Genomic DNA, 22,864 nt, shown 5'->3' with positions numbered 1-22,864 from the left:
CGACGCCGACGCCGACGCCGACGCCGACGCCGACGCCGACGCCGACGCCAACGCCGACACCAACAACCGGCGCAATCGCCTGCGCGACGCCCACCGTGGCTGCGGGCGGCACGACCAACGGCCTGATCACCGCAGACACACCGACCTCCGACGGCACACGCATGTTTGCCGAAGGCAGCGCGTTCCAGGTATCGTTCATCACGTCGGCGCCTTCGGCAGACAAGGTTGTCTGGTCCATGCAGGATCAACTCGGCAACATCAAAGGCAGCGGCTCGTTCGCGGTCCCGAGCGGTGCGCAGACCAGCAAGCTATCGTGCACTGCCGCCGTCTCCGGCTACTTCGCCATCACGGCGACCCTCTCGAGTGCTGGCGGCACCTTGCCAGAGGCCGGCACCCGGCCGACCGGGATTGCGACCTTCGGCATCCTGCCCAATCTGTCCGCGTCGATTCCGGCTGTGACCTACGCGCATCAGGAGCAGCACCGCTTCGGCATGCAAGGCTTCAATGACAACGGTCCGATGCTGACCGACCTCGGGGTTTCGCAGACGATCGATAACCGTCAGCTCTCCGCGATGGAGCCGAACGCGGCGAATACGTGGACACCGTCGCTCTCGGATCTCGACCCGTTCTATACGAGCGGCAAGATCATGCGCCTGATCCGCCTGGACGGGATCCCGGCATGGGCCAGCCCGACTGGCGCTTTCCAGGACGATACCAACGCACCGACCAGCGAGACCTATTACCAGGGTTACATGGCGCGCGTCGGCACCGACTCGGTGGCGATTCGCAAGGCGTATTTCCCGAACCAGCAAAACGACTACTACCAGGTGACGTGGGAGCCGCAATGGGCCGACTCCACGGCTAACTTTGTCGCTATGTATGCGGCGGTATACAACGGCCTGCACTCCACCGATCCGAACGCGGTGGTGATGGGCACCACTAACGTGTTCCCTGCCAACTGCACGACCGAGTGCACGCAAGGCTATCTGCAAACCTATGTGCCGCTGGGACTCGGCAGCTATATAGACGGCGTGACCACGCATGGCTACTACAACGCCGGCACCTACCCGGCACATCCACCGGAACTGTACGACACCGACCCGAATCCGGCCAACGTTGCCAACGCCCTCGACCAGCAGATGCGTGAGCTTCGTTCGGAGATGCAGTCGTTCAAACAGAACATGCGGCTGTGGTCTACCGAACTGGGCATCAGCTACGATTCGGGCGCGGTGTACGGCGCGAACTATCCGAGCGCGAACGAGTTGTACGGGCAGGCCGCCGTCGCCGTGCGCGCGCATCTGATCATTCTCGGCGAGGGCGCACAGGTCACGTACTTCTTCTACGGTGCGGACTATCCAGCCGATGTGGGAGAGGGCACCTTCTTCGATATCGTCGACCCGCAGGGGCAATACGGCGCCTCCAATGTGAGTCCGAAGCCGGAGGCGATGGCCATGGCGGCGCTGACCCGCATCATCGACGGCACGCAGACCCTTGGGCATCTCAACGGCTTGCCGTCGATGGTTTATGGCTATGCCTTCCAGCAACTGGGCGGCGGGGCCGTGATCACGGCGCTGTGGACGCACAACAATGCCGACTGGCCCACCTCAGGTGGCACTTATAGCCCGACCTATAGCACCTCCTACGCGCTGACCGTGGATGCGGCGGGGACGAGCGGCCATGTGACGGTGATCGACATGATGGGCAATCCTTCCTCGGTGGCGTATAGCAACGGCGTCGTGAACCTGACACTGACGGAGTCGCCGATCTACGTCGTGTCGTCCAATGCAAGCGTGATGCAGAGCAACGTGACGGCACCGGTCGGCTATACCGGGCAATAGCAGACGAAGGGACGCGGCGTGTCTCGCCCCAGGGTTCGCAGCGCTTGAGTTAAGCTGCGAACCTTCGCCATCCTGTATGTCAATGCAGCCCCTTATGAATCCAACTATCGAGAGCCTGGTCGAGACACTGTCGCAGCGCGGTATCAAGGTGCCCGAGGGCAATCGCAGAATCGTGGGCTTCGGCGATTCCGAAGCGCTCTCGGCCGAACTCATCGCGCTGATGCTGCAGGGCACGAAGCGCGGCACCTGCAGCATGCTGTGGTCGTGGGAATTCGAAGGCGAGGCGATTCCGGCGGTCGGGGACATCGGCATCGTGGTCGACTACTTCAATCGTCCGGTGATGATTCACCGGACCACGCACGTCGAGATTGTTCCCTTCAACGAAGTGACAGCGGAGTTCGCCGCCAGCGAAGGCGAGGGCGATCTATCGCTTGCCTGGTGGCGCAAGGCTCATTGGGAATTCTTCCTGCGCGAATGTGAGCGGATAGGCTGCACGATCGACGAGACCATGCCGCTTGTCTGCGAGACCTTCGAGGTCGTGGAGACGTGTTAGTGGTAGATGCAACACCTCGCCATCCAATGGAATATGCAAGCGGGATTCGACACCCGCATTCCTTGCGGCGAGCGCGAGTGCCGCGCGTGTCACCGGGCAGTGGCTGAGCGTTTCCAGATGATTGGCCACCACCGTTCCAATTGACAGTCGCGTGAGTTCGATGACTTCATCGATGCCCATGATGATGTCGCTTCCCATATCGAATCGCGCACCCCCGGCGGGTACGACGCAGATTTGCGGACGATGGCGCGCAACGAACTCGCTCACGGTGGACGTGAGCACGGTGTCACCGCTCAGGTAGAGACTGGGCTCACCCGGCACTTCAAGTCTGATTCGCACCTCGTCACCAGTCAGTACAATCAGCACCGAACTGGGTTTCAGTAGCGATTCCAATCTACGCCGCATGTTCAAGGAGCTGACCTCGCTGACGCCCCTGGAGTACAGGCAACGCTTCGCAAGATAGCGAGGCGAGGTGTACTCGCTGAAACTTCCGTTGCATGCGCGGTGGCATATGAAACCCGTAACCCCAGAAAAAGGAGTACCCCGATGACCGAAAACGCCGCCGTGCGCAACACGCTTGAAGCAGACAACGTGGAGACGTTCGACGTCGTCATCATAGGCGGCGGCGCTGCCGGCATCGGAGCGGCCGCCAGCTTGTTGCGCCGCCGGCGCGATCTGCGCATCGCGATTGTCGAACCAGGCGAGCGGCATTTCTATCAACCGGCATGGACGCTGGTCGGCGCAGGCACATTCGATGTCGACGATACCGTGCGCCCGATGTCCTCCGTGATGCCGAAAGAGGTGCGCTGGTTGCGCACTACCGCGACGCGCTTCGAGCCCGAGCAGAATCGTGTTCTGCTGGGCGACGGTCAGCGCGTCGGTTATCGCCATCTGATCGTCTGTCCTGGTTTGCGGCTGGCGTGGGAAAAGATCGCCGGCCTCGAGGACACGCTTGGCAAGAACGGCGTGACGTCGAACTACCGGTTCGATCTTGCGCCGTACACATGGCAACTGGTCCGCGAGCTGAAGGGCGGCAAGGCGCTCTTCACACAACCGGCCATGCCGATCAAGTGCGCCGGTGCGCCGCAGAAGGCGCTGTATCTGTCGTGCGATCACTGGCGCACGCAGCGCGTGCTCGACAAGATCGACGTTGAATTCCACCTCGCCGGCGAAGCGCTGTTCGGCGTGGCGGCCTTCGTGCCGGCGTTGATGAAGTATGTCGAGCGTTACGATGCGTCGCTGGCATTCCGTTCGAACCTGGTGAGCGTCGACGGGGCTCGGCGGATCGCCTCGTTCGATGTGAAAGATGCGGCGGGTCAAGTCACCCGAGTCGATAAGTCCTACGACATGCTGCACGTCGTGCCGCCGCAAGTTTCGCCGGATGTGGTCAAAGACAGCGCGTTGGCAGACGCGAACGGCTGGTGCGAGGTGGATCATGCGACGTTGCGGCATCCGCGTTTTGCGAACGTTTTCTCGCTTGGCGATGTGTGTTCTGCGCCCAATGCCAAAACGGCTGCAGCGGTTCGAAAGCAGGTGGCTATCGTGGCCGAAAATCTGCTGGCCGCGCGTAACGGTAAACCCTTGCCGGCACGTTACGACGGCTATGGTGCGTGTCCGCTGACGGTCGAGAAGGGCAAGGTCGTGCTGGCGGAATTCGGCTACGGCGGCAAACTGTTGCCAACGTTCCCGCTAGATCCCACCGTGCCGCGAGCGCTGGCCTGGCGTCTGAAAGCGACCGTCTTTCCGTGGCTGTACTGGAATGGCCTGCTGAAGGGCCGCGAGTGGCTCGTCCAGTCGAAGGAGCGGTGAGACCTGTACTCTGGCTGATTGACGGGACCATGCCGCTCGTCTGCGAGACCCTCGTGGTCGTGCAAGCGTGGTCCTGAGTTATTATGGCGGCCTACGTGACTGGCGAGAGAAGATGGATCACCATCGGGAAGCGTAGAGGCTGGATCGCCGTTCGCCTGGGCATCTTGATCGTTCTCTTTGGAGACTTCCGATGACTGCCCTTATGCATCTTCAATGCGTAGTGCTGGATGGCAAGACCGTCGCAGCGCAAGGCGAGCAAGCCTTGTCTGCACGCGTCGCCGCGCTCAAAACCAGCAACGGCACCCGCACGCCGATCCTTGCCACGATTCTGGTGGGTGACGATCCCGCATCGGCTACCTATGTGCAAATGAAAGGCAACGCTTGCCGTCGCGTCGGCATGGACTCGCGCCTCGTCAAGTTACCCGCCAGCAGCAGCACACAAGATGTGCTTTCCGAGATCGACCGCCTCAACGCCGATCCCGACGTTCAAGGTATCTTGCTGCAGCATCCGGTGCCTGCTCAGGTCGACGAGCGTCAGTGCTTCGACCGCATCTCGATGCTCAAGGATGTGGACGGCGTAACGAGTCACGGCTTTGGACGGATGGCGCTCGGCGAACCGGCTTTCGGTCCAGCAACGCCGACAGGCATCATGCGGCTGCTGGCGCACTATCAGATCGCGCTCGCGGGCAAGCGAGCGGTCGTCATCGGACGTAGCGCGATTCTGGGTAAGCCGATGGCGCTGATGCTCTCGAATGCGAACGCGACGGTTACCTTGTGTCACTCGAAGACCGCCAATCTCGAGGCCGAGGTGCGGCGTGCCGAAATCGTGGTGGGCGCGGTGGGCAAACCCAGGTTCATTCCCAACCAGTGGATCAGCGATGGCGCGGTGGTGATCGATGCCGGTTACCATCCGGGCGGCGTTGGCGATATCGACCTTGATGGACTGACGGGCCGTTGCACTGCGGTTACGCCTGTACCGGGTGGCGTCGGCCCGATGACGATTGCCACCCTAATCGCCCAGACGGTCGACGCTGCCGAACGCGCGATACAAGGCCGCGCTTAGCACTGGTCGTGATAACCATTTGACCAAAAAATATCCACGCGTTAGCATCGTCTTCATGATCGCCGCCTCCCTCTCTCTCGTCCGCTTGATGCCCGCATGCTGTCAAAGCCTGCCAGAGGGAGCTTGCGTCTAGCGCGTCGATCTGCGTCACGTCCGAGCAAGTCCCTGATGGCCACCCGTTGAAAAACCGGTGGCCTTTTTGTTTTTCCGCTCACCCAACCACCGGAACCGCTGATGTCTCTCGCCTTGTACGACACCTGGTCGCGCACCGTGCGTCCGTTCACTCCGCTGCAGCCTGGGCACGTGGGCCTGTACTGCTGCGGACCGACGGTGTACGACCATGCGCACATCGGCAATCTGCGCACGTACGTGTTCGAGGATTTGCTACGGCGCGTGCTCGCGCTGAACGGCTACCACGTGCGGCACGTCGTGAATATCACCGACGTCGGGCATCTGGTCTCCGATGCCGACGAGGGCGAAGACAAGATGGAAAAGGGCAGCCGGCGGACAGGTGCTTCGGCGTGGGAGATCGCGGAACGCTATACGCGTGCCTTCATGGCCGACTGGCAGGCGCTCAATCTGCTTGAGCCCACGCTGTGGTGCCGTGCGACAGACCATATCGCGGAGCAGATTGCTTTCATCGCCGAGCTGGAACGCAACGGCTACACATACCAGACCGCAGACGGCGTGTACTTCGACACCGGCAAGCAGGACGACTACGGCTATCTGGCGCGTCTCGATCACGCAGGCTTACAGGCCGGCAAGCGAGTCGCGTTGGGCGAGAAGCGCCGCGCTACCGACTTCGCGCTGTGGAAATTCAGTCCGGTGGACTCGACCCGGCAGATGGAATGGGACAGCCCGTGGGGACGCGGCTTTCCAGGTTGGCATATCGAGTGCTCGGCGATGTCGGCGAAATACCTGAGCCCATGGTTCGACATTCACTGCGGTGGCGAAGACCATATCGCGGTGCATCATAGCAACGAGATTGCGCAGACCCAGGCGTGCTACGGCACACGGCTTGCCAACTTCTGGATGCATGGCCACTTTCTGACGCTGGATGCCGCGAAGATGTCGAAATCGAGCGGCGACTTCCTGCGTCTGCAGAGCTTGATCGACCGGGGCATCGACCCGCTGGCTTACCGCTACCTTTGCCTGAGCGCTCATTACCGCAGCAAGTTGCGTTTCAACAACGAGGCGCTCGAAGCCGCGCAGGCAGCGTTGGACCGGTTGCGCAAAACATACGCGAGCTGGCCTGCGGGCGGCGAAACGGACACTGGCTTCTTGGCGCGCTTTAACGCGGAGGTGAATCAGGATCTGAATTTGCCGCGCGCACTGGCCGTGCTATGGGAACTGGTCAGAAGCGATCTGCCTGCTGCGGCGCGTCGAGCAACGGTCGATGCATTCGACGCGGTACTCGGATTGCGGCTCGCCGACTGGCAGGCCGATGCATTTGAGATCCCGGCAGATGTCGCAGCGCTAGCAGAGCGGCGCGAGCAGGCGCGTGCCGTTAAGGACTGGTCGCAAGCCGATCTGTTACGCGAGAGATTGAAGGCGGCGGGCTGGCAGGTGGAGGACAGAACGGATGGGCAGCGGCTAAGCCCGATCGATCAAGTGACTTGATGGGTGCGATGTAAAAAAGGACATGTCCTTTTGTGCCTGGAAGGTGAGCTGGAAACGACGCTTGAAGACGGGCGCAAGTTCGCTCTCACTGCCGGAATGAGCTATCAGGTTGGCGACAACGCAGAGGCGCACCAGTCCTACACAAGAACGGGCGCCCGACTATTCATCGTTGATTGAGCGGGCAGGCGTCAGCCATGACGCTTGCCATTTGTCGAGCGCGGCCGCGCGGGCAGTCGCCGCTAGCTTGACTGGAGATCCGCGAGAGTCGGCAATTCATCGACGCGCTCGAGCAGACGCCGCGGCAATTGATTCGAGAGCTCCTCACGCGAACCGTAGCCCCAGAGCACACCGACCGACTCGATACCGTTGGCATGCGCTGCCATGAGGTCCACCGAGCGGTCGCCGATCATCCAGGCTTGCGTATCGACGGTGCCGTCGCTTAACAGGCGCGCTATCTGCTGTTGCTTGGTCACGCCAACATCGCCGCCGCTGATGAAGCCGAAATGGTCTCGTATCCCAAACCTGCGCAGGATCTTGTCGGCGAATTGGGCCAGCTTCGAAGTGCAGATGCCCATCGGGCTTCCCTTTTGCGCCAGCGCGTTCAGTGCGGCTTCGACGCCAGGGTAGAGCGTGTTTTCCGCAAAACCGGTTTCCGCATACCGCTCGCGATAGAGTGCGATCAACTGGCGAATCTCCGCGTCGGGGGCGCCGGTGACCAGCTTGAACGTGTCATCGAGCGGCGGCCCGATATATTGTGCAAACTCCGTTTCCGGAAGCGCGGCATAGCCCAGCGAGGTGAGCGCGTAGTTGACCGACCGGCTAATGCCGACCAGCGGATCGCTTAAGGTGCCGTCCAGATCGAAGAGCAGAGTTTTCATACTTGTGGCGTCGTTGAATAAAGCGTGATTGGAGTGTGTTGATTCGACCGTCTGTCTTAGGGGCGCCAGCAGGCGTTCGGTAGGGCCCGCACACGAATTCATGCTGCTTGCATCGTGCGGATGACACGGTGGCATCATGCTCCTCGCCGCGGCCTGGCAAGTCAACTGCATGCCGATTGCGCTAGCATCGGAGTCTATCGTTGCGCTCGTCGTTGCGCTCTCTCCGTGCAGTAAAGTAGCGTCTCCAACTATGCCCGGCACATGAAAAACGCTCGCTTCTTCTTCGATCAGCTCAATCAAGACTATCTGCAGATTCATAGAAAGGAATGGGATCTGTTCTGGCTGACTCACACCGGCCAGAGCGACGACCACGAAGCGCAGGGTGCCGCTGGCCTTGCACGCAGGACCTTCCTTGCCGACGCGCAACGTCTTGGGCAAAGTCGCGAGCATCTGGCGACGGTTGAGGCCGCAGAGCCGTTTGCCGAACGCGATGCGCTTATGACCGGCTTGCGCGGTTGGGTCGCAGCTTTCGAAGGCAATGCGATAGGCAGCGAGCGTGCCGCTGCGTTGCTGGCCGAACTGATCGCGATGGACGCGGATCTGTTCGCACGTCGTCAGGCCTACAAGATGCATCATATCGGCGTGTCGGGACGTAGCGAGGAAGCCTCGCCCGCGGTGCTACGCCAGAACCTGGCAAGCAACCCGGACGAAGCTTCGCGCAGAAGTTCGCATGACGCGTTGCATGGGCTTGAACGTTGGGTACTGGAAAACGGCTTTCTCGATATCGTGGCCAAGCGCAATGCCCTGGCGCGTGAACTCGGCTATCGCGACTTTTTCGACTACCGGCTGCGCACTTACAGCGGCGTGAGCCCGGAGCAGCTCTTCGAGGTCTTCGACGAGTTCGAGCGGAATACACGCGACGCGCACTCCGCTTCGTTGGATCGACTCGCCACGGAATACGGCGAGGAGTCCCTGCAGCCGCAGAATCTGTCGTACAGAATGCGTGGTGATGCAGCGCAAACGACGGACGCTTACTTTCCCTTCGGCAAGGCGCTCCAGCGTTGGGCCGAGTCGTTCCGGCGTCTCGGCGTGTCTTATCGCGGTGCGCGGATCCAGATCGATTTGCTGGACCGGCCGGGCAAGTTTCCGACCGGCTTTTGCGTGTCGCCCACGGCGAGCTATCACGACGACAACACTGGTTGGGTGCCGGCTGACGTGCGCTTCACCTCGACCGCACGCCCGCGACAGGCCGGTGCAGGGCTGCAGGGGCTTAACGTGCTGTTCCACGAAGCGGGGCACGCCGCACATTTTTCGAACGTGGCGCTCAATGCACCCTGCTTTTCGCACATCTTCGCGCCTAGCTCGCCCGCTTACCTCGAAGCTCAGGCGAAGTTCTTCGACGCGCTGCCGGGCGATCCTTGCTGGATCAAACGATACGCACGCAACGCCGCTGGCGAGCCGATGCCGGATGACATGATCCGCGCGCGGGTCGAGTCGAACCAGATTTTCCTTGCTTATAACGAACGACGCGACCTGGTGCCGACGTATTTCGAGCGGGCGTTGTATGGCATGGAGGATGGAGAACGCACCGTCGAATCGGTACTGGAGCTGGCGCGCTCGCTGACGCAACGTATCCTCGGTGTGCCTCATCACACCGGTTATGTACTGAGCATGCCGCATCCTATCTATCACGACATGGCGGTCTACTACCAAGGCTATCTGTTGGCAAAGATGGCCGCGTCGCAAACGCGGGCTTATTTGATGCGCTCGCTCGGCTATATCGTCGATAACCCTGCGGTGGGTCCGTTGCTTGCGCAGCGTTGTTGGGCGTCCGGCAACAGTCTGTCGCTCGATCGAACGTTGCGGAACCTGACGGGCGAGGATTTGAATTCATCTTATCTGGCGGCGGAATGCAATCGTTCGCCAGAGGAAGCGTGGGCACGCGCGCAGGATGCCATCAAGCGGACGGATAGCGCCGCGCCCCCCATCGAGGCTCAGGGTGACCTCGATGCGTCGATTTCGATCGTTGATGGCGCGCAGTGCATTGCCACCAACGAGGAATCGCTACCGGCGATGTACGCGGCGTTTGAAGCGTGGATCGAGGGGGATGCCTGGCAAAATCGCACGTAAGACTTGTGCGAATGCCGATGATCGATTATAAAAAGATGTCTCGATCACAAGTCGAGACATCTCTTATCTACCGTTCACACGCGGAGGATGCTATGTCACCGTTAAACGTAATGCCGCACTGATCGCCCGGTCCCCTGCGCAGCACGCGCTGCTTTCCCTCTGCCGGTACGGGCCGTATTGCGCATCCCGCTGTTGCCGCTCTCGTTTTCATCTCTCGCTTTACTTCGCTTCTACGCACCGTTCGGTCCTTCACAGACCAATGCCGCATCGCGCGCTATTGAGCACTCGCAAACCTTCGTCGGGTATTCCGCCGCCGGAGTAGCGCTGCGTTCGCAAGTTTTCGCTTGATCAAACAGCGCTCTTAATGCCGCGCATTGCGCACGCCTGATGGATTCGTTCGTGACCCTTGCCGGGGTCGCGCGGATTCTTGCGACCGGCGCATCGTGCGGAAATCCGCCTATCCTTCGAAAGCCGAAGCAGAGATGAAATTACAACCACCTACGTTACTTGCTGCACAGCAGGGTCATTCCCCCCGGCGCCGGGCCGCCGCGAGCGTGCCCGAGCGGCCCACTCTCGATGCACTCGAAGCACGTTGGAGCGCTCATTGGCAAGCGCAGCACACCTACACCTTCGACCGCTCGGCGCCACGCGAAGCGGTTTTCTCGATCGATACGCCGCCACCCACGGTCTCGGGTTCGCTGCATGTCGGGCACGTGTTCAGCTATACGCACGCGGACATCATCGCCCGCTATCGGCGTATGACCGGCAAGAGCGTGTTCTATCCGATGGGGTGGGACGATAACGGCTTGCCTACGGAGCGGCGCGTCGAGAACTTCTACGGCGTGACTTGCGACCCGGACGCTGCCTATGATCCGCACTATCGCGCGCCTGCCACACCGGCTACGCGTCGTTCTGAGTTTGCGCGGATCAGCCGGCGCAACTTCATCGAGCTGTGCCACGAGTTGACCGCCATCGATGAACGCGCGTTTCGCGAGCTGTTCGTGCGTCTTGGCATCTCGGTTGACTGGAGCCTCAACTACGCGACCATCGACGAACGTTCGCAGCGTGTGAGTCAATTGGCATTCCTGCGCAACCTGCAGCGTAGCGAATTGTACAGCCAGGAAGCGCCTTGCCTGTGGGATGTGACGTTCCAGACGGCGGTGGCGCAGGCGGAACTCGAAGATCGCGAACTCGCCGGCGCCTACCACGACCTGCGTTTCGTCGATGGCGGCGGCAACGCGGTTGTCATTTCGACGACGCGCCCAGAGTTGCTGCCCGCGTGCGTCGCTTTGGTCGCGCATCCCGAGGACGAGCGTTATCGTCACCTGGTGGGCTCCACGGTGCGTTCGCCGCTCTTTGACGTCGACGTGCCGGTGTTGGCGCATCCGCTGGCCGAACTGGCGAAGGGCACGGGGCTCGCGATGGTTTGCACCTTCGGCGACGTCACCGACGTGATCTGGTGGCGCGAGCTGAACCTGTCGATGCGCTGCGTAATCGGCAAGGATGGCCGCCTGCATGAGATGCTGCCCGACTGGCTCGACTCGCCGCGCGCCCAGCAGGCGTATACGCGGCTTGCGGGCGCCACGATTGCTCAGGCTCGCAGCCGGATCGTGGATATGTTGAGCGAAAGCGGCGACCTGAGCGCTCCGCCTCGCCCGCTCATGCATAGCGTCAAATACTTCGAAAAGGGGGATCAGCCGCTCGAGATCATAGCGACGCGGCAATGGTATTTACGCAGCGGCGGACGCGACAGCGCGATGCGTACACAATTGCTCGATCGAGGCGCCCAGTTGAGCTGGCATCCCGCCCATATGGCTGCGCGTTACGAGCACTGGGTCACGGGCCTGAATAGCGACTGGCTGATTAGCCGTCAGCGGATTTTCGGTGTGCCGATTCCGCTGTGGTACCCGCTCGATTCTGCGGGCGAGCCCGATTACAGCATGCCGATCGTGCCGGACATATCGTCATTGCCAATCGATCCGCGTTCGCATGTGCCCTATGGCTACACCGAAGCACAACGGGGCCAGGCCGGCGGCTTCGTGGGCGAGGCGGACATTATGGACACGTGGGCGACCAGTTCGCTCACGCCACAGATCGCCGCCGGCTGGGAGGAACCCGACGGGTGCTTTGCGAATGTCTTTCCGATGGACCTGCGTCCTCAAGGACATGAAATCATCCGGACCTGGCTCTTCTACACGGTGGTGCGGGCCGGTTTCGAAGCGAACTGCGTGCCGTGGCAGCACGCGCTGCTGTCGGGATGGATTCTCGATCCGGATCGCAAGAAGATGTCGAAGTCAAAGGGCAACGTGATCACACCGGTGGGGCTGCTGGATACCTATGGCTCGGATGGTGTGCGCTATTGGGCTGCGCTCGGCGGCCCTGGAACGGACACCGTCTTCGAAGAGAAGCAGATGAAGGTGGGCCGTCGGCTGGCGCTCAAGCTGCTGAACGTGTCGAAGTTTGCGCTGGGCTTCGGAGGGAATCCGGATGACCCCATTAGCGAAGCACTCGATCGGGCCATGATGCGGCGGCTGAACGCGGTCGTTGTAGAAGCAACGGCCGCGCTAGAGGCATTCGAGTACAACCGCGCGATCGAATGCACGGAAGGCTTCTTCTGGTGGTATTGCGACGACTACGTCGAACTGGTGAAGGGCCGTGCGTACGGCAGCGGCTCGCGGGCAGAGTCGGCCCGCAATGCGCTGGCGGCCTCGCTCTCAGTGCTTCAGCGGTTGTTCGCGCCGTTTTTGCCGTTTGTCGCGGAGGAATGCTGGTCGTGGTGGATGGAGGCTTCGGTGCATACGGCGCCGTGGCCAACCACAGAGGCATTCAATGCGCCCAGACGTCTGGACGACGATGCTTCACCGGAGATGACTGTGGCGGCCTCCGTAGTGCTGGGCGAGATCCGTAAAGCCAAATCGGAAGCGCGGCTCTCTATGAAGGCCGAGGTGAAGCGGGTTGTGATCGAAGGTCCGCGAGAGCAGCTTGAGCACCTTAAGCTTGCACAGGGTGACCTTTGCGACGCCGGGCAGATCAGGCAGTTCGAGCTGCGTGCCGCGGACGTTTTCCGGCTGTGGGTCGAGCTGGCTTAACATGCTGGCTGAGCGGCGGTGCAGCAGCCCAGGATGATGCTGTACCGTCCGCGTATGCTGCTCACTAGCCGGCCGGCTCCACCCCATACCGCATCCACACTTTGGAACGACTCATGTACCCATCAATCGAACCTTACAAGCACGGATTTCTCGACACCGGCGACGGACACCAGGTGTATTGGGAACTGTGCGGCAATCCCAACGGCAAGCCGGCGGTGTTTCTGCACGGTGGTCCCGGCGGCGGATGCAGCCCGGATCACCGCCGCCTGTTCGCCCCAGCGCGCTACAACGTCCTGCTGTTCGATCAGCGCGGCTGCGGTCGTTCGACGCCGAATGCCAGCCTCGATAACAACACGACGTGGGACCTGGTGGCGGATATCGAACGGCTGCGCGAGATGATCGGCGTCGAACAATGGCTGGTGTTCGGCGGGTCGTGGGGCAGCGCACTCGGCATCGCCTATGCGGAAACGCATCCGCAACGGGTGAGCGAGCTGATTGTGCGCGGCATCTTCACGATGCGCCGTGCCGAACTGCTCTGGTACTACCAGGAAGGCGCATCGTGGCTGTTCCCGGACCTGTGGGAAACCTTCCTGGCGCCGATTCCCGTCGAAGAGCGCGGCGATCTGATGGCCGCCTATCGACGCCGCCTGACCGGCACCGATGAGGCCGCGAAACGGCAAGCGGCGCGCGCGTGGAGCTTGTGGGAGGGGCGTACGATTACCTTGTTGCCCAGCCCGGAACTCGAGCAGCACTTCGGCGACGACGACTACGCGCTCGCTTTCGCGCGGATCGAGAACCACTACTTCGTCAATGACGGCTTCGTCGAGGAAGGGCAACTGATTCGCGACGCCCATCGCCTCGCCGACATCCCCGGCGTGATCGTGCAAGGCCGCTATGACGTGGCGACGCCTGCCCGCACTGCGTGGGATCTCTCCAAGGCCTGGCCGAAGGCGAGCTTCCAGATCATTCCTGATGCTGGGCATGCCTACAACGAACCGGGCATCCTGCAGGCGTTGATCGCGGCAACGGATCGGTTTGCGGGCTAGTTGCGCCGGTATCCGCACCGGCTTCAAGTGAACGATGTCCGCTGATGCTGCGGCGGACATCGCATGCGCCAATCGCGACGCTTACTTCACTTGTGCGCGGATCAGTCGAACACCCCAACCGGTGCGAATCTTTCCGTCGCTTTGCTGCAGGTGGGAGAGCGCGTCGAGCGCGTCTTCTCGCAGGCGCGCTTTAGCCGGCTCGGACAGCCGGTCAATATCGTAGGTCTCGGTGAGCGAGTCCCATAGTTCGTCGGGAAGCGGCTGCCAATCCAGGTCCAGGTCTTCGAACTGCAGATTTGTAAAATCGCGCGCAAGCAGTTCGGTCATCCCGGTTTCCGTGCGGGTCCGCGCGTCGCCGAAGTGGAGCCCTGACGCGTCTTCCTTGAGAATCGGCACCAGTACTTTGAGCAAGGCCTGATTCGCTTCACCGAGCAAGAAGGTTCGTCCAACGACGGTCGCAAATTGCCCCTGCGGCCGGAGTACCCGCCCGATTTCCTTGATCACCTGCTCGATATCGTCCATCAGCATCATGGCCATATGCGAGAGCACGCAGTCGACGCTGCCCGTCTCTACGGAAAGCGCTTGGGCCCGTTCCTTCAACAGGACGACATGGCCTGGCAGCGTGGCTCGCGCTACGTCCAGTTCACCTTGGCTCATGTCGACGCCAATCAACCGTAGCGAGGGGTGTTGCCTGTCTGCTAGCAGCTTGAGCAGATGACCGTCTCCGCAGGCGAGATCCAGCACGGTTAGCGGCGCTTGAGTATCTGGAACACACTCGACGAGTGCAGCATAAGAGGACGCGTATTCGGCTACGCTGGAGCGGGCACGAAGCTTGCCGAACAGGGCGCTCGTCGCACCAGGTTGACGCTGGTGGAAGTCTTGCAGATACGTCTCGACGGGGGAAAGCTCAGTCATGCGGGGCGACTCCTGATAATTTATGCGTGATGCATCATCGAGGCAGGCGAATAGGTCGAGCGGCTTGCAATTATCCGCCGCTGATAGAGGCGTGACAATTGTGGTGAGGCGTGCGATGCGTTTCCTGGTATATGTGCAGTTTTGCGGGCCTTGAGGCCTGCCGGTTATCTGTGGAGCTGCGTCGCCCGGTCCTTGACGCATGCGCAGTGAATCAGGAACATTGGCCTGCAGGAGACATCAGGTGTTGTCCGTCTTTGCATGAGAGGTGCGAAATGGCTTCCGACCCGTCCGTTTTCTATGAAGGCGGCTGCACATGCCGTGCAGTGCGCTACCGCATGACGTCAAGGCCGATGTTCGTTCACTGCTGCCATTGCCGCTGGTGCCAGCGGGAGACTGGCGCTTCGTTCGCGCTCAATGCGATGATCGAAGCAGACCGGGTGGAGCTATTGCAGGGAGAGATCGAACGCATCGACACACCGTCGTTTAGCGGCAGGGGGCAGAAGATCTCCCGCTGTCCGACGTGTCACGTGGCGCTGTGGAGCAACTACGCGGGAGGCGGCGATGCGGTGCGCTTTGTGAGGGTGGGCACGCTCGATGAACCGGACCGCTTCCCGCCGGATATCCACATCTTCACCGCATCCAAACAGCCTTGGGTGGTGCTGCCTGAGGGGATCCCGGCCGTGGAGGCGTATTACAAGTCGTCCGAATATTGGCCGCAGGAAAGTCTTGCGCGCCGTGCTGCGCTGTTGGCGCGGAAGTAGCCCGGGGTTGGTAGTTTCAGTGACTAAAGGTAAAAAGCAATCTTGACGCCTACTCAACAAGAAGAAGCGGACGTGACTGCATTCACTCAGACCGCACGGCAATGCGTTTCAAGTATTGACTAAGTCGCCGAAACCCTTGGCACCTTTAGTCATGCCTGGTTGTATCCAAGCCAGATGCAAGGGTGGGCCATGGTGTCGATCAGCAAACTGGGATCGTGGTTCATGCTGACGATCATGAGCTACGTCATTGTCACCTTGGTCAATCGGCCGCCGGCGCCATAGCACAAGCGTCCGCAATCCTCTTCGTGCCCGTCACGGCGGCAACGTAGTCTCCACCACCGTCCTTGACATGCCATTTTGTTTAACTATAGTGTTAAATATAAACCCGATGGTTTACCAAAGGAGCTTGCCATGAGCGACGCATTCGGCCGTCCGTCACTGGGCGCCGCGGTGTACTACCTCGACCCGTTTGCCGCACTGGATTGGCTTGAAAAAGCCTTCGGCTTCGAGCGCCAGTTTGTCGTCACGGATAACGACGGCCAGCTCGCCCATTCGGAAATGCGCTTCGGCAACAGCTATCTGATGGTGTGCCGCACATGGGCCGAGGACATGGCAAGCCCGCAGTCTATCGGCGGCAAGAACACGCAGTCGGTGCACGTGCAGTTGGACGACGGTATCGACGCACATTGCGCCCGGGCGCGCGCGGCCGGCGCGGTGATCACGCGCGAACCAGCGGACCAGTTCTATGGCGATCGGGTTTACGCCGCGCGGGATCCCGAGGGGCATGTCTGGAGTTTCGGCCAGACATTGCGCAAGATGTCGCGCGAAGAGGCCGAGCAACTCACTGGCCTGAAGATCGACGGATGGGTGTGAGCGGATGGCAGCACTACCCGCCAGCGCGTCGCTCGACCGGACCTTGGCCGCACTCGCTGACCCGAGCCGGCGCCAGGTGGTCGACCTGCTGAGCCAGCGGCCGATGCGAGCCGGCGAGCTCGCGCAAGCGGCCGGCCTCAGTCCGCAAGCGATGAGCCGGCATCTGCGCGTATTGCGTTCGAGCGAACTGATCGAAGAGTCGCATGAAGGCGTCGATGCGCGTGTGCGTCTCTATGTCCTGAGAGCCGCGCCGATGACCGAACTCAAAGCGTGGCTCGAGGCGACCGAACATCTGTGGTCGTCGCAATTGCTGGCGTTCAAGGCACATGTGGAGCGCCAGCCGTGAGCTCGCGCGTGCAGGTTTCGGTCCGCGTGGCTGCGGCACCGCAACATGCGTTCGAAGTCTTCACACGCGATATCGCGCTGTGGTGGCAGCCGAATGCGCTCTTCCAGTTCACGCCGCAGGGTGCAGGCGTGCTGTCGTTCGAAGGGATGGCGGAGGGTCGTCTGATCGAGACGCAACCCGATGGCAGCGTGTTCGAAGTGGGGCGTATCACGGCGTGGGAGCCCGGTGTGCGGCTCGCCTTCGGCTGGACGCAGGCGAGTTTTTCTGCCGAGCAGCAAACCCATGTGGAAGTGCGCTTCGAAGCGGTAGGCGACGAGACGCGCGTGACTGTCGAGCATCGCGGCTGGGACACTGTGCCGCAAGAGCACGTCGCGCGCCATCACTTCCCGGACGGCATTTTCCTGGTGCGGCATGGACAATGGTGGCAAGTACTGCTGGGGTCGTACAGCACCCGGGTCAGGCACCAGGCGCCGCCTCTTTAGCTACCGGTAGGAAACAGTGCATCTCTGTGGCGTAGGGAATGTGTCGCGCGTACAAGGGGATAATTGTCGTCCGCCGTGTGGGTCGCGGTTTCATCCCCGTTTTGATTTGCCATGTACAAAAAAGGCGTTGCCTTAGAAATTCAGTTTGCCCCCGAACGGCTCAACGATGGCGCAGGCGATCCCTACTGGATCGACTTGACGCGGGAAGAGGCGCAAGCACTTCTCCACTCGCTGCAGACGCAGTTAGCCGCAAGCAGTGCAGGGACCGCGGCGCCGCTTGTTGTGAGCCTTGATGAGACGAAGTCCACGAGCCGCTCGCCGTCCACTGACGCGGACTCATCCACCGGGGCGCATGATGCTGTGTCCGCCGACGAATTCAAGCAATGGGTGTGCGTGATCTGCGGCTGGATCTACGACGAGGCGGCCGGCTTGCCTGAAGAGGGTATTGCTGCGGGAACGCGCTGGGCCGATGTGCCGGCCGATTGGCGTTGTCCGCTGTGCGACGTGGGCAAAGAGGATTTCGCCTTGGTCGAGTTCTGACGAAGGCGAGCCCCTGCTAGGGAGTATCCGCTCACCAGTCCCGCTTCCGCTTAGAACGCGACGGCCGGTGTCTCGGCAAACCGATCGCGTAGAAATCCGTATAGCGCGCCAAACCACAAGATCGCGCCAGTAGCGAATTCCCCGGCAGTATATTCCGCGCCACCGCCCGCCATCCACGGGTAGGCGAGTGCGACAATCACCATTGCAATACCCATGACGTAGTGGAAAGGCGTTTTGAACAATCGCGCTAGCGGAAAGAAGTGCAGGCCAACGATCAGGATCACGGCCGGTGCGACCCACTCGGGGCGCCCAGCAGCATTCAGGCCAATGTTCGCCGCGAAAACTGCGCTCCACTGAACGAGATTGACCCATCCGAACACGCGGTTTCTCGCTTTGTCGGCCGCCGGATCAGCACTCGTACCGGCGGCACGTCGGTACGCCCGAAAATCGCACAAGGCCCACAAGAAAAGCGTACTGCCGACCATCGCTATCAACGCCAGCATCGGCCAATCCGTGCCGCGTGTGCCCTGGCACCAGCCCATTATCCAAAGGGAGCCGAATCCGGCAAAAAACATCTGGCCCACTGCGCGGCCGGCTTTACGAGCGTACAGGGCGTCTCTCACAGCTATCTCCCGACATTGCACAGAAAAATTCGCTACGCGAAGCGCGTCACGCTGAACCATCGAGAATGCCGCGCAGATAATCGACGTAGCGTTCGAAAGCGCGCCGGCCCGATGGGGTCATGGCGATCCGGGTGCGAGGCTTCTTGCCGACGAAGTCCTTGGTGATCTCGACGTAGCCGCACTTCTCCAGCGTAGTGAGGTGCGCACCGAGATTGCCTTCGGTTGCGCCCACGATGGCGCGCAGCCGGACAAATTCAATGGCTTCCCGGTTCGGCAATGCCTTGAGCGCGGCCATAATCTTGAGCCGAACCGGTTGGTGGATGGTTTCGTCCAGTTGATCCATTCAGGTCGTCCTCAACCAGACCCCTGCAAGGATCAGGGAGCCGCCGCCGACAACGGCCATCCACAAGAGAAAGTAGGCGGGAAACATGTAAAACCCGATCAGGGTAAGCGCCGCAACGACAATCCCTGTGATGGCGAGGCGCGCCCCTATCCATACACCGCCCAGGAAGTAGCACAGCGCGACGATCAGAGAGATGAGGGCGGCGGACTGTGGGCCGGAAACCGGTTGCAGAATATTTTGCACAACGATGTAAAACACGACGATGCTAAAGATGGACGCGAGCCAGCGCCATGACGTGCTATTGGAGGCGTCCTGCTTGCCTCTGCGGCCAAGATAAATGCACCCCGAGATGCCGATGACGTCCAGCGCGATCCAGGCCCAAAAGGCATGGGCGGGGAAAAAGTGACTCGAGCTGAAGCCGATCAGCCAGATCACGCCCCAGAGGATCAGCATGGGAGCAAACCGTTGGTAGCGATAGAGCTGCCCGCTGCGCTGTGTAACAGCCTCGAGTTCGCGCAAGGCTTGGGATGCCTGCCCAGAGGAGAGTGACATGATGGTTCCTGAAGCGTTGTTTTAGAGAACTCTATACGGCAGAGTTGAAGCGCGCAAGTAGTCTTTCGAACCGATGTCAGCGCCAGGGCCATTTTGTGGTGCGTACGCATGGCGAAGCCGAGTAATCCGTTTACGATACGTCCAGTTCACGATCCGCTGATCGTTGCGCCTTCGTTGCTTACTTCGTCTTCCTGCAGTATCAGCGGCAAGGGATAAGCGGAGACGAAGGCTTGCGCCGCACAAAGCGCATTCTTGCAGAGGAGTTTTCTACGTGAGTAACGATCTGACGTCAGCGTTTGCGCCGCAGAACATTTATGACGACACCACCTTTTTTGAAGGCTACAAGTCACTGCGCGACGGCGACACCGGTTTGAATGGCGCGCTGGAAATTCCGGCGCTGCATCGCCTGTTGCCTGATCTTTCCAACCTGGATGTGCTGGACCTGGGATGCGGTTTCGGCGAGTTCGTCCGTTCTGCAAGGCCCAGGATGCGGCCATCGTGACCGGGGTTGATATCTCCGCGCGAATGCTCGAAGAGGAAGACGATTGAAGCCTCATTTGCCCACATTCGACACTGCCCGTCTGCTGCTGCGTCCCCGCTCGATGGCTGAGTTCGATGGATGTCTCGCGATGGATCGTGATCCGCAGGTCACGCAATACGTGGCGGGTCCGTGGCACGACCCGCAGGCGCACGAGCGGTTTCTGAGCGAGCGCATCCAGCGGCCATTCGAACCAGGCTTCGGCTATTGGTCGATCTTTGTCAAAGATGCGCCCGCAACGTTTTTGGGCTGGATTCTGCTGATTCCGGTTGACGGAGTGGGCCCGGAAATCGAAATCGGCTGGCGTCTCAATCGAACCGCATGGGGACGTGGCTATGCCACGGAAGCGGCCACACCCATTGTCGAACACGCGTTCAGGGACATGCGCCTGCAGCAGATCGTCGCCGGTATCCATCCTGAGAACATTGGGTCTATCCGCGTTGCGGAGAAGCTCGGGCTGAAGTTCGTGGACGGCGACGGCACCCATGCCGACGAGTCGTGCCGGTCATACCGAATGACTCAGGATGAGTTTCGCGCTCGCTATGGGATTTGATGCAGGTTGATTCAGAGTCCGGCGCCGCCGGCCCCAACCATCCACACTCCTCACGATTTCTAGTCATTTGGCATAATTGCAAATGCGAATCATTTGCAATTATGCCAAAATTGTCCGATGATTAAGCATGCCTCACCACCTTGATTTACCCGCGCATGCTTTCATCCGTCTTACTCGTACACGCTGAACGTATCCCTTCCGGACGAATTGCCCGCTCGCACGTCGCGGGTGCTGCGCTCGTCCACGGGTGCCGGCTGCCGGCCTCTCCCTGAACGGAGGTCCAATGAATTTCCATAGCTCATCCTCAGTGGCGCATTCGCTGCTGGACGATCCCTCTGCTTCGCGCGCCGACGAAGCTGAACAGACCGTGCTGAACGCAGTCCGCACATGGTTGCGTCCACGGTGCGATGCGCTGGGCCGCAACGGTAGCTGGCGCGACGTGCTGTCCGAAGCCGGGATGAGCGTCGACGGCATGCTCTATTTCGATCTTCTGATGCGCTTCCTGCGACGTTGCGCCTACCGTCGCCTCGATACGCGTTGCCGCTGCGCAAGCGATCTCGCCAAGGACGAAGCTTCTTTGCTGCAGACCATCGCGTTGCTGCAGCGGGTGCGCGGCGACGCCGCCATCGAACTGCTGAACGACTGGCTGCCCGAGTCGGCCGTCAGCGGTGTGCTGAAGATCGTGCGCTGGTTCGCGATTGCTTTGCTCGATGCGGGACTCGTGATCCAGGTCCGATCTCGCTGCGTCACCTACATGCACTGAAGAGTCAGGATATGCCGGTCAATTCTTCAGTAGTCCTCGCGGACGAAACAGCCGCGCCGTCGCGTAGCGCACGGCCGGTTCATGCCGTGCGCTTTGCTCCCGATTTCGAGTTCGTTCCTCGTCGCCTCGCCTACCGGCGTGCTGCAGGTGTCCCGCAGCTCAAGGACGACGAACTGCTTCTATGGCGCTTTCGCCCCGAATGGCAGTCCATCCCGAAGGACGCAGCCTATGCGTGCCTGTCGAAGGCGGAACTGGCGCGCGTCAGGAGCCATCCGAATCCTGCGCTGGCCAAGCGCTTTGTAGTGGGCCGCGCGGTGATGCGCGAAATCCTCGCGGACATGATCGGTTGCGTGCCGGGCGAAGTCGAACTCAAGGACGATGAGGACGGACAACCTCGTTTAGTCCACGCCGGCGTGTGCGAGCCGATCGAGATTGCTATTGCCTATGCCGGGATCTGGATTGTGGTGGGGGTTAGTAGCAACCCATTGGGGCTTGCCACCAGCGTCCCGACGTTGCCCGACAACGCACTCGGTGGCGCGTCCAGCGAGTCGGTGTTGACGGGGCGTATGCCGTCGCTCAGGCCAGTGGAAACACGCAGTGTGGTTCGCCATGCCAGTCTCGCATCGGCTGCCGGCGCGGCCGTACTGAGCGTCGATGCGCCGGTGTTGCGGCACGACGCCAGTCCCTTCTTCGTCGATACGGCCGGTCCCCGGCGCTGGCAGATTCTCGATCTGCCGATGCCGGGCATCATCTGCGCAGCGGCCGCGGTGGCTCGACCGGTGACGCGGGTTCACGCCTTCGGCTGGGTGGGGCGCGACGGGCGGGCGGTCGCCAGTTGAACGGCTGGTGCCGGCGACACGAGCAGCAGACGGGCGCCCCGGGTGAAAAACAGCATCAGGCGCATGGGAGTAAATCTTGTGCGACGAATGATAAATATGAGAAATTTGATAAAACATGGTGTATGCTCTGGAGAAGACACAAACGAGGGAGAGGTCCCATGTGGTCCTTCGGCTTATCTGGAACAAGCTTTCAGGCACCACGCGGTGCCCACGGCAAAACCTTGCTAGATCCAGAAAATCTGCTCCGAGCGCTGCGTGCCGCAAGTGTGGAGCTTGTGGTCGATTTGCGTGCCAAACGGGCAAGCCAATATCTGGACTGGATCTTCAGCAGAGTCACGGGTGTCGAGGCGAACGCATTGCGCCTGATCGGCACGTTCGGCGAACCTGACCTGGGCGCGGACAAGTCTCTCGTTAGCTTGGCCGTTGAGCAGTACCTGGATGTCATCGTCGCATTAGCCAAGGGGCGGCCTCTGCGTATTAGCGAGCGGTGGCCGCCGGACACCGTTGAACCGGAGCAACAGCCACGCAGTCACCTCAGCATCCTGCTGCGCGCGAAAATTGCGCGGCGTCTGACTGCGGAGCGACGTGGCCAGACTCGTTTGCCGCTCCTCGGATGGCTCAGTCAAACGAGCGGCGAAACCGGCAGCGCGGCCGCGAACGCGAAGCGGATGAGCCCGCACGGCGCGCCGCCCCAGATCGCATGAAGGAGA

23 protein-coding genes, 3 pseudogenes and 1 riboswitch are annotated in these 22,864 nt (G+C 61.2%); of the genes and pseudogenes, 21 read left to right on the top strand and 5 right to left on the bottom strand.

Translation table 11 applies throughout. The features are described 5' to 3' along the window. The 7 genes and pseudogenes from BLQ92_RS30880 to BLQ92_RS40235 all read left to right on the top strand — a co-directional run. The coding region (locus tag BLQ92_RS30880) for a hypothetical protein (protein ID WP_244896688.1) at positions 1 to 1,838 on the top strand (1,838 nt) is incomplete at its 5' end. A gap of 94 nt (positions 1,839 to 1,932) precedes the next feature. Further along, positions 1,933 to 2,391, top strand: coding sequence for an ASCH domain-containing protein (locus BLQ92_RS30875; protein ID WP_090691157.1), 459 nt, complete (start codon positions 1,933 to 1,935; stop codon positions 2,389 to 2,391). A gap of 304 nt (positions 2,392 to 2,695) precedes the next feature. Then, a complete protein-coding gene (locus BLQ92_RS41275; protein ID WP_208449346.1) occupies positions 2,696 to 2,854 on the top strand; it encodes a helix-turn-helix domain-containing protein in 159 nt (52 codons plus the stop codon). Between the two features lie 83 nt (positions 2,855 to 2,937). Then, positions 2,938 to 4,200, top strand: coding sequence for an NAD(P)/FAD-dependent oxidoreductase (locus BLQ92_RS30860; RefSeq protein WP_090691154.1), 1,263 nt, complete (start codon positions 2,938 to 2,940; stop codon positions 4,198 to 4,200). Positions 4,201 to 4,285: 85 nt separating this feature from the next. Continuing rightward, positions 4,286 to 4,368, top strand: a riboswitch (ZMP/ZTP riboswitch). 22 nt (positions 4,369 to 4,390) lie between these two features. After that, positions 4,391 to 5,263 (top strand): tetrahydrofolate dehydrogenase/cyclohydrolase catalytic domain-containing protein, encoded by an 873-nt coding sequence (locus BLQ92_RS30855; protein WP_244106118.1) that lies wholly within the window; start codon positions 4,391 to 4,393, stop codon positions 5,261 to 5,263. Between the two features lie 234 nt (positions 5,264 to 5,497). Continuing rightward, on the top strand, positions 5,498 to 6,883 hold the full coding sequence (cysS, locus tag BLQ92_RS30850; RefSeq protein WP_090691151.1) for a cysteine--tRNA ligase: 1,386 nt from the start codon (positions 5,498 to 5,500) through the stop codon (positions 6,881 to 6,883). Positions 6,884 to 6,892: 9 nt separating this feature from the next. After that, a pseudogene (locus BLQ92_RS40235) lies at positions 6,893 to 7,060 on the top strand (DHCW motif cupin fold protein); the annotation flags it as partial. A gap of 62 nt (positions 7,061 to 7,122) precedes the next feature. Here BLQ92_RS40235 and BLQ92_RS30840 read toward each other — a convergent pair. Further along, positions 7,123 to 7,761, bottom strand: a complete 639-nt coding sequence (locus tag BLQ92_RS30840; protein WP_090691149.1) for an HAD hydrolase-like protein — start codon at positions 7,759 to 7,761, stop codon at positions 7,123 to 7,125. A gap of 261 nt (positions 7,762 to 8,022) precedes the next feature. Here BLQ92_RS30840 and BLQ92_RS30835 point away from each other — a divergent pair, with 261 nt between their 5' ends. From BLQ92_RS30835 to pip, 3 genes are all read left to right on the top strand, one after another. After that, positions 8,023 to 9,891, top strand: coding sequence for a M3 family metallopeptidase (locus BLQ92_RS30835; protein WP_090691145.1), 1,869 nt, complete (start codon positions 8,023 to 8,025; stop codon positions 9,889 to 9,891). Positions 9,892 to 10,373: 482 nt separating this feature from the next. Then, positions 10,374 to 12,980, top strand: a complete 2,607-nt coding sequence (gene valS / locus BLQ92_RS30830; RefSeq protein WP_090691142.1) for a valine--tRNA ligase — start codon at positions 10,374 to 10,376, stop codon at positions 12,978 to 12,980. A 113-nt stretch (positions 12,981 to 13,093) separates the two neighbouring features. Further along, positions 13,094 to 14,026 (top strand): prolyl aminopeptidase, encoded by a 933-nt coding sequence (pip, locus tag BLQ92_RS30825; protein ID WP_090691141.1) that lies wholly within the window; start codon positions 13,094 to 13,096, stop codon positions 14,024 to 14,026. 81 nt (positions 14,027 to 14,107) lie between these two features. On the opposite strand, the gene BLQ92_RS30820 is transcribed toward pip, so the two are convergent. Then, on the bottom strand, positions 14,108 to 14,941 hold the full coding sequence (locus BLQ92_RS30820) for a class I SAM-dependent methyltransferase (RefSeq protein WP_090691136.1): 834 nt from the start codon (positions 14,939 to 14,941) through the stop codon (positions 14,108 to 14,110). Positions 14,942 to 15,213: 272 nt separating this feature from the next. On the opposite strand from BLQ92_RS30820, the gene BLQ92_RS30815 reads away from it, so the two are divergent. The 6 genes and pseudogenes from BLQ92_RS30815 to BLQ92_RS40840 all read left to right on the top strand — a co-directional run bounded on the left by BLQ92_RS30815 (position 15,214) and on the right by BLQ92_RS40840 (position 17,943). Continuing rightward, positions 15,214 to 15,702 carry a GFA family protein gene (locus BLQ92_RS30815; protein ID WP_090691133.1) on the top strand — a complete coding sequence of 163 codons (489 nt, stop codon included), beginning with the start codon at positions 15,214 to 15,216 and terminating at the stop codon, positions 15,700 to 15,702. Between the two features lie 135 nt (positions 15,703 to 15,837). Beyond that, positions 15,838 to 15,984, top strand: a pseudogene (locus BLQ92_RS41270) (DUF817 family protein); the annotation flags it as partial. Positions 15,985 to 16,113: 129 nt separating this feature from the next. Further along, complete coding sequence (locus BLQ92_RS30810; RefSeq protein WP_090691130.1) at positions 16,114 to 16,575, top strand: VOC family protein; 462 nt, start codon at positions 16,114 to 16,116, stop codon at positions 16,573 to 16,575. 4 nt (positions 16,576 to 16,579) lie between these two features. Next, positions 16,580 to 16,921 carry an ArsR/SmtB family transcription factor gene (locus BLQ92_RS30805; RefSeq protein WP_090691128.1) on the top strand — a complete coding sequence of 114 codons (342 nt, stop codon included), beginning with the start codon at positions 16,580 to 16,582 and terminating at the stop codon, positions 16,919 to 16,921. Then, the gene (locus BLQ92_RS30800; RefSeq protein ID WP_090691125.1) at positions 16,918 to 17,403 is read left to right on the top strand and encodes an SRPBCC family protein; all 486 of its coding nucleotides are present in this window, start codon (positions 16,918 to 16,920) and stop codon (positions 17,401 to 17,403) included. The genes BLQ92_RS30805 and BLQ92_RS30800 overlap by 4 nt, the downstream gene beginning before the upstream one ends. A gap of 111 nt (positions 17,404 to 17,514) precedes the next feature. Then, positions 17,515 to 17,943 carry a rubredoxin gene (locus BLQ92_RS40840; protein WP_090691122.1) on the top strand — a complete coding sequence of 143 codons (429 nt, stop codon included), beginning with the start codon at positions 17,515 to 17,517 and terminating at the stop codon, positions 17,941 to 17,943. A gap of 50 nt (positions 17,944 to 17,993) precedes the next feature. Here BLQ92_RS40840 and BLQ92_RS30790 read toward each other — a convergent pair whose 3' ends face one another. Genes BLQ92_RS30790 through BLQ92_RS30780 form a run of 3 tightly spaced genes read right to left on the bottom strand, consistent with a single transcriptional unit; the run spans position 17,994 to position 19,461 of the window. Beyond that, positions 17,994 to 18,626, bottom strand: coding sequence for a DUF7010 family protein (locus BLQ92_RS30790; RefSeq protein ID WP_090691119.1), 633 nt, complete (start codon positions 18,624 to 18,626; stop codon positions 17,994 to 17,996). Then, positions 18,613 to 18,909 carry a winged helix-turn-helix domain-containing protein gene (locus tag BLQ92_RS30785; protein ID WP_090691116.1) on the bottom strand — a complete coding sequence of 99 codons (297 nt, stop codon included), beginning with the start codon at positions 18,907 to 18,909 and terminating at the stop codon, positions 18,613 to 18,615. Before BLQ92_RS30785 ends, BLQ92_RS30790 begins: the two co-directional genes overlap by 14 nt. Next, entirely contained in the window at positions 18,910 to 19,461 is a 552-nt protein-coding gene (locus tag BLQ92_RS30780; RefSeq protein WP_090691113.1) for a hypothetical protein, read from the bottom strand. It abuts the gene before it with no gap. Positions 19,462 to 19,732: 271 nt separating this feature from the next. Here BLQ92_RS30780 and BLQ92_RS30775 point away from each other — a divergent pair. The 5 genes and pseudogenes from BLQ92_RS30775 to BLQ92_RS30755 all read left to right on the top strand — a co-directional run. Then, positions 19,733 to 19,998, top strand: a pseudogene (locus BLQ92_RS30775) (class I SAM-dependent methyltransferase); the annotation flags it as partial. Between the two features lie 8 nt (positions 19,999 to 20,006). Next, the gene (locus tag BLQ92_RS30770) at positions 20,007 to 20,552 is read left to right on the top strand and encodes a GNAT family N-acetyltransferase (RefSeq protein ID WP_244896687.1); all 546 of its coding nucleotides are present in this window, start codon (positions 20,007 to 20,009) and stop codon (positions 20,550 to 20,552) included. A 283-nt stretch (positions 20,553 to 20,835) separates the two neighbouring features. Then, positions 20,836 to 21,315: a hypothetical protein gene (locus tag BLQ92_RS30765; RefSeq protein ID WP_090691108.1), complete on the top strand. Its 480-nt coding sequence runs from the start codon at positions 20,836 to 20,838 to the stop codon at positions 21,313 to 21,315. Positions 21,316 to 21,326: 11 nt separating this feature from the next. Then, positions 21,327 to 22,154, top strand: coding sequence for a 4'-phosphopantetheinyl transferase family protein (locus tag BLQ92_RS30760; protein ID WP_090691105.1), 828 nt, complete (start codon positions 21,327 to 21,329; stop codon positions 22,152 to 22,154). Between the two features lie 158 nt (positions 22,155 to 22,312). Further along, a complete protein-coding gene (locus BLQ92_RS30755) occupies positions 22,313 to 22,858 on the top strand; it encodes a hypothetical protein (RefSeq protein ID WP_143016702.1) in 546 nt (181 codons plus the stop codon). Positions 22,859 to 22,864: the final 6 nt, after the last annotated feature.

The organism is Paraburkholderia phenazinium, assembly GCF_900100735.1.
In the GTDB taxonomy this organism is placed as follows: domain Bacteria; phylum Pseudomonadota; class Gammaproteobacteria; order Burkholderiales; family Burkholderiaceae; genus Paraburkholderia; species Paraburkholderia phenazinia.
Note: the sequence above shows the minus strand (reverse complement) of the source record. Positions and strands in the feature narration are given on the sequence as shown.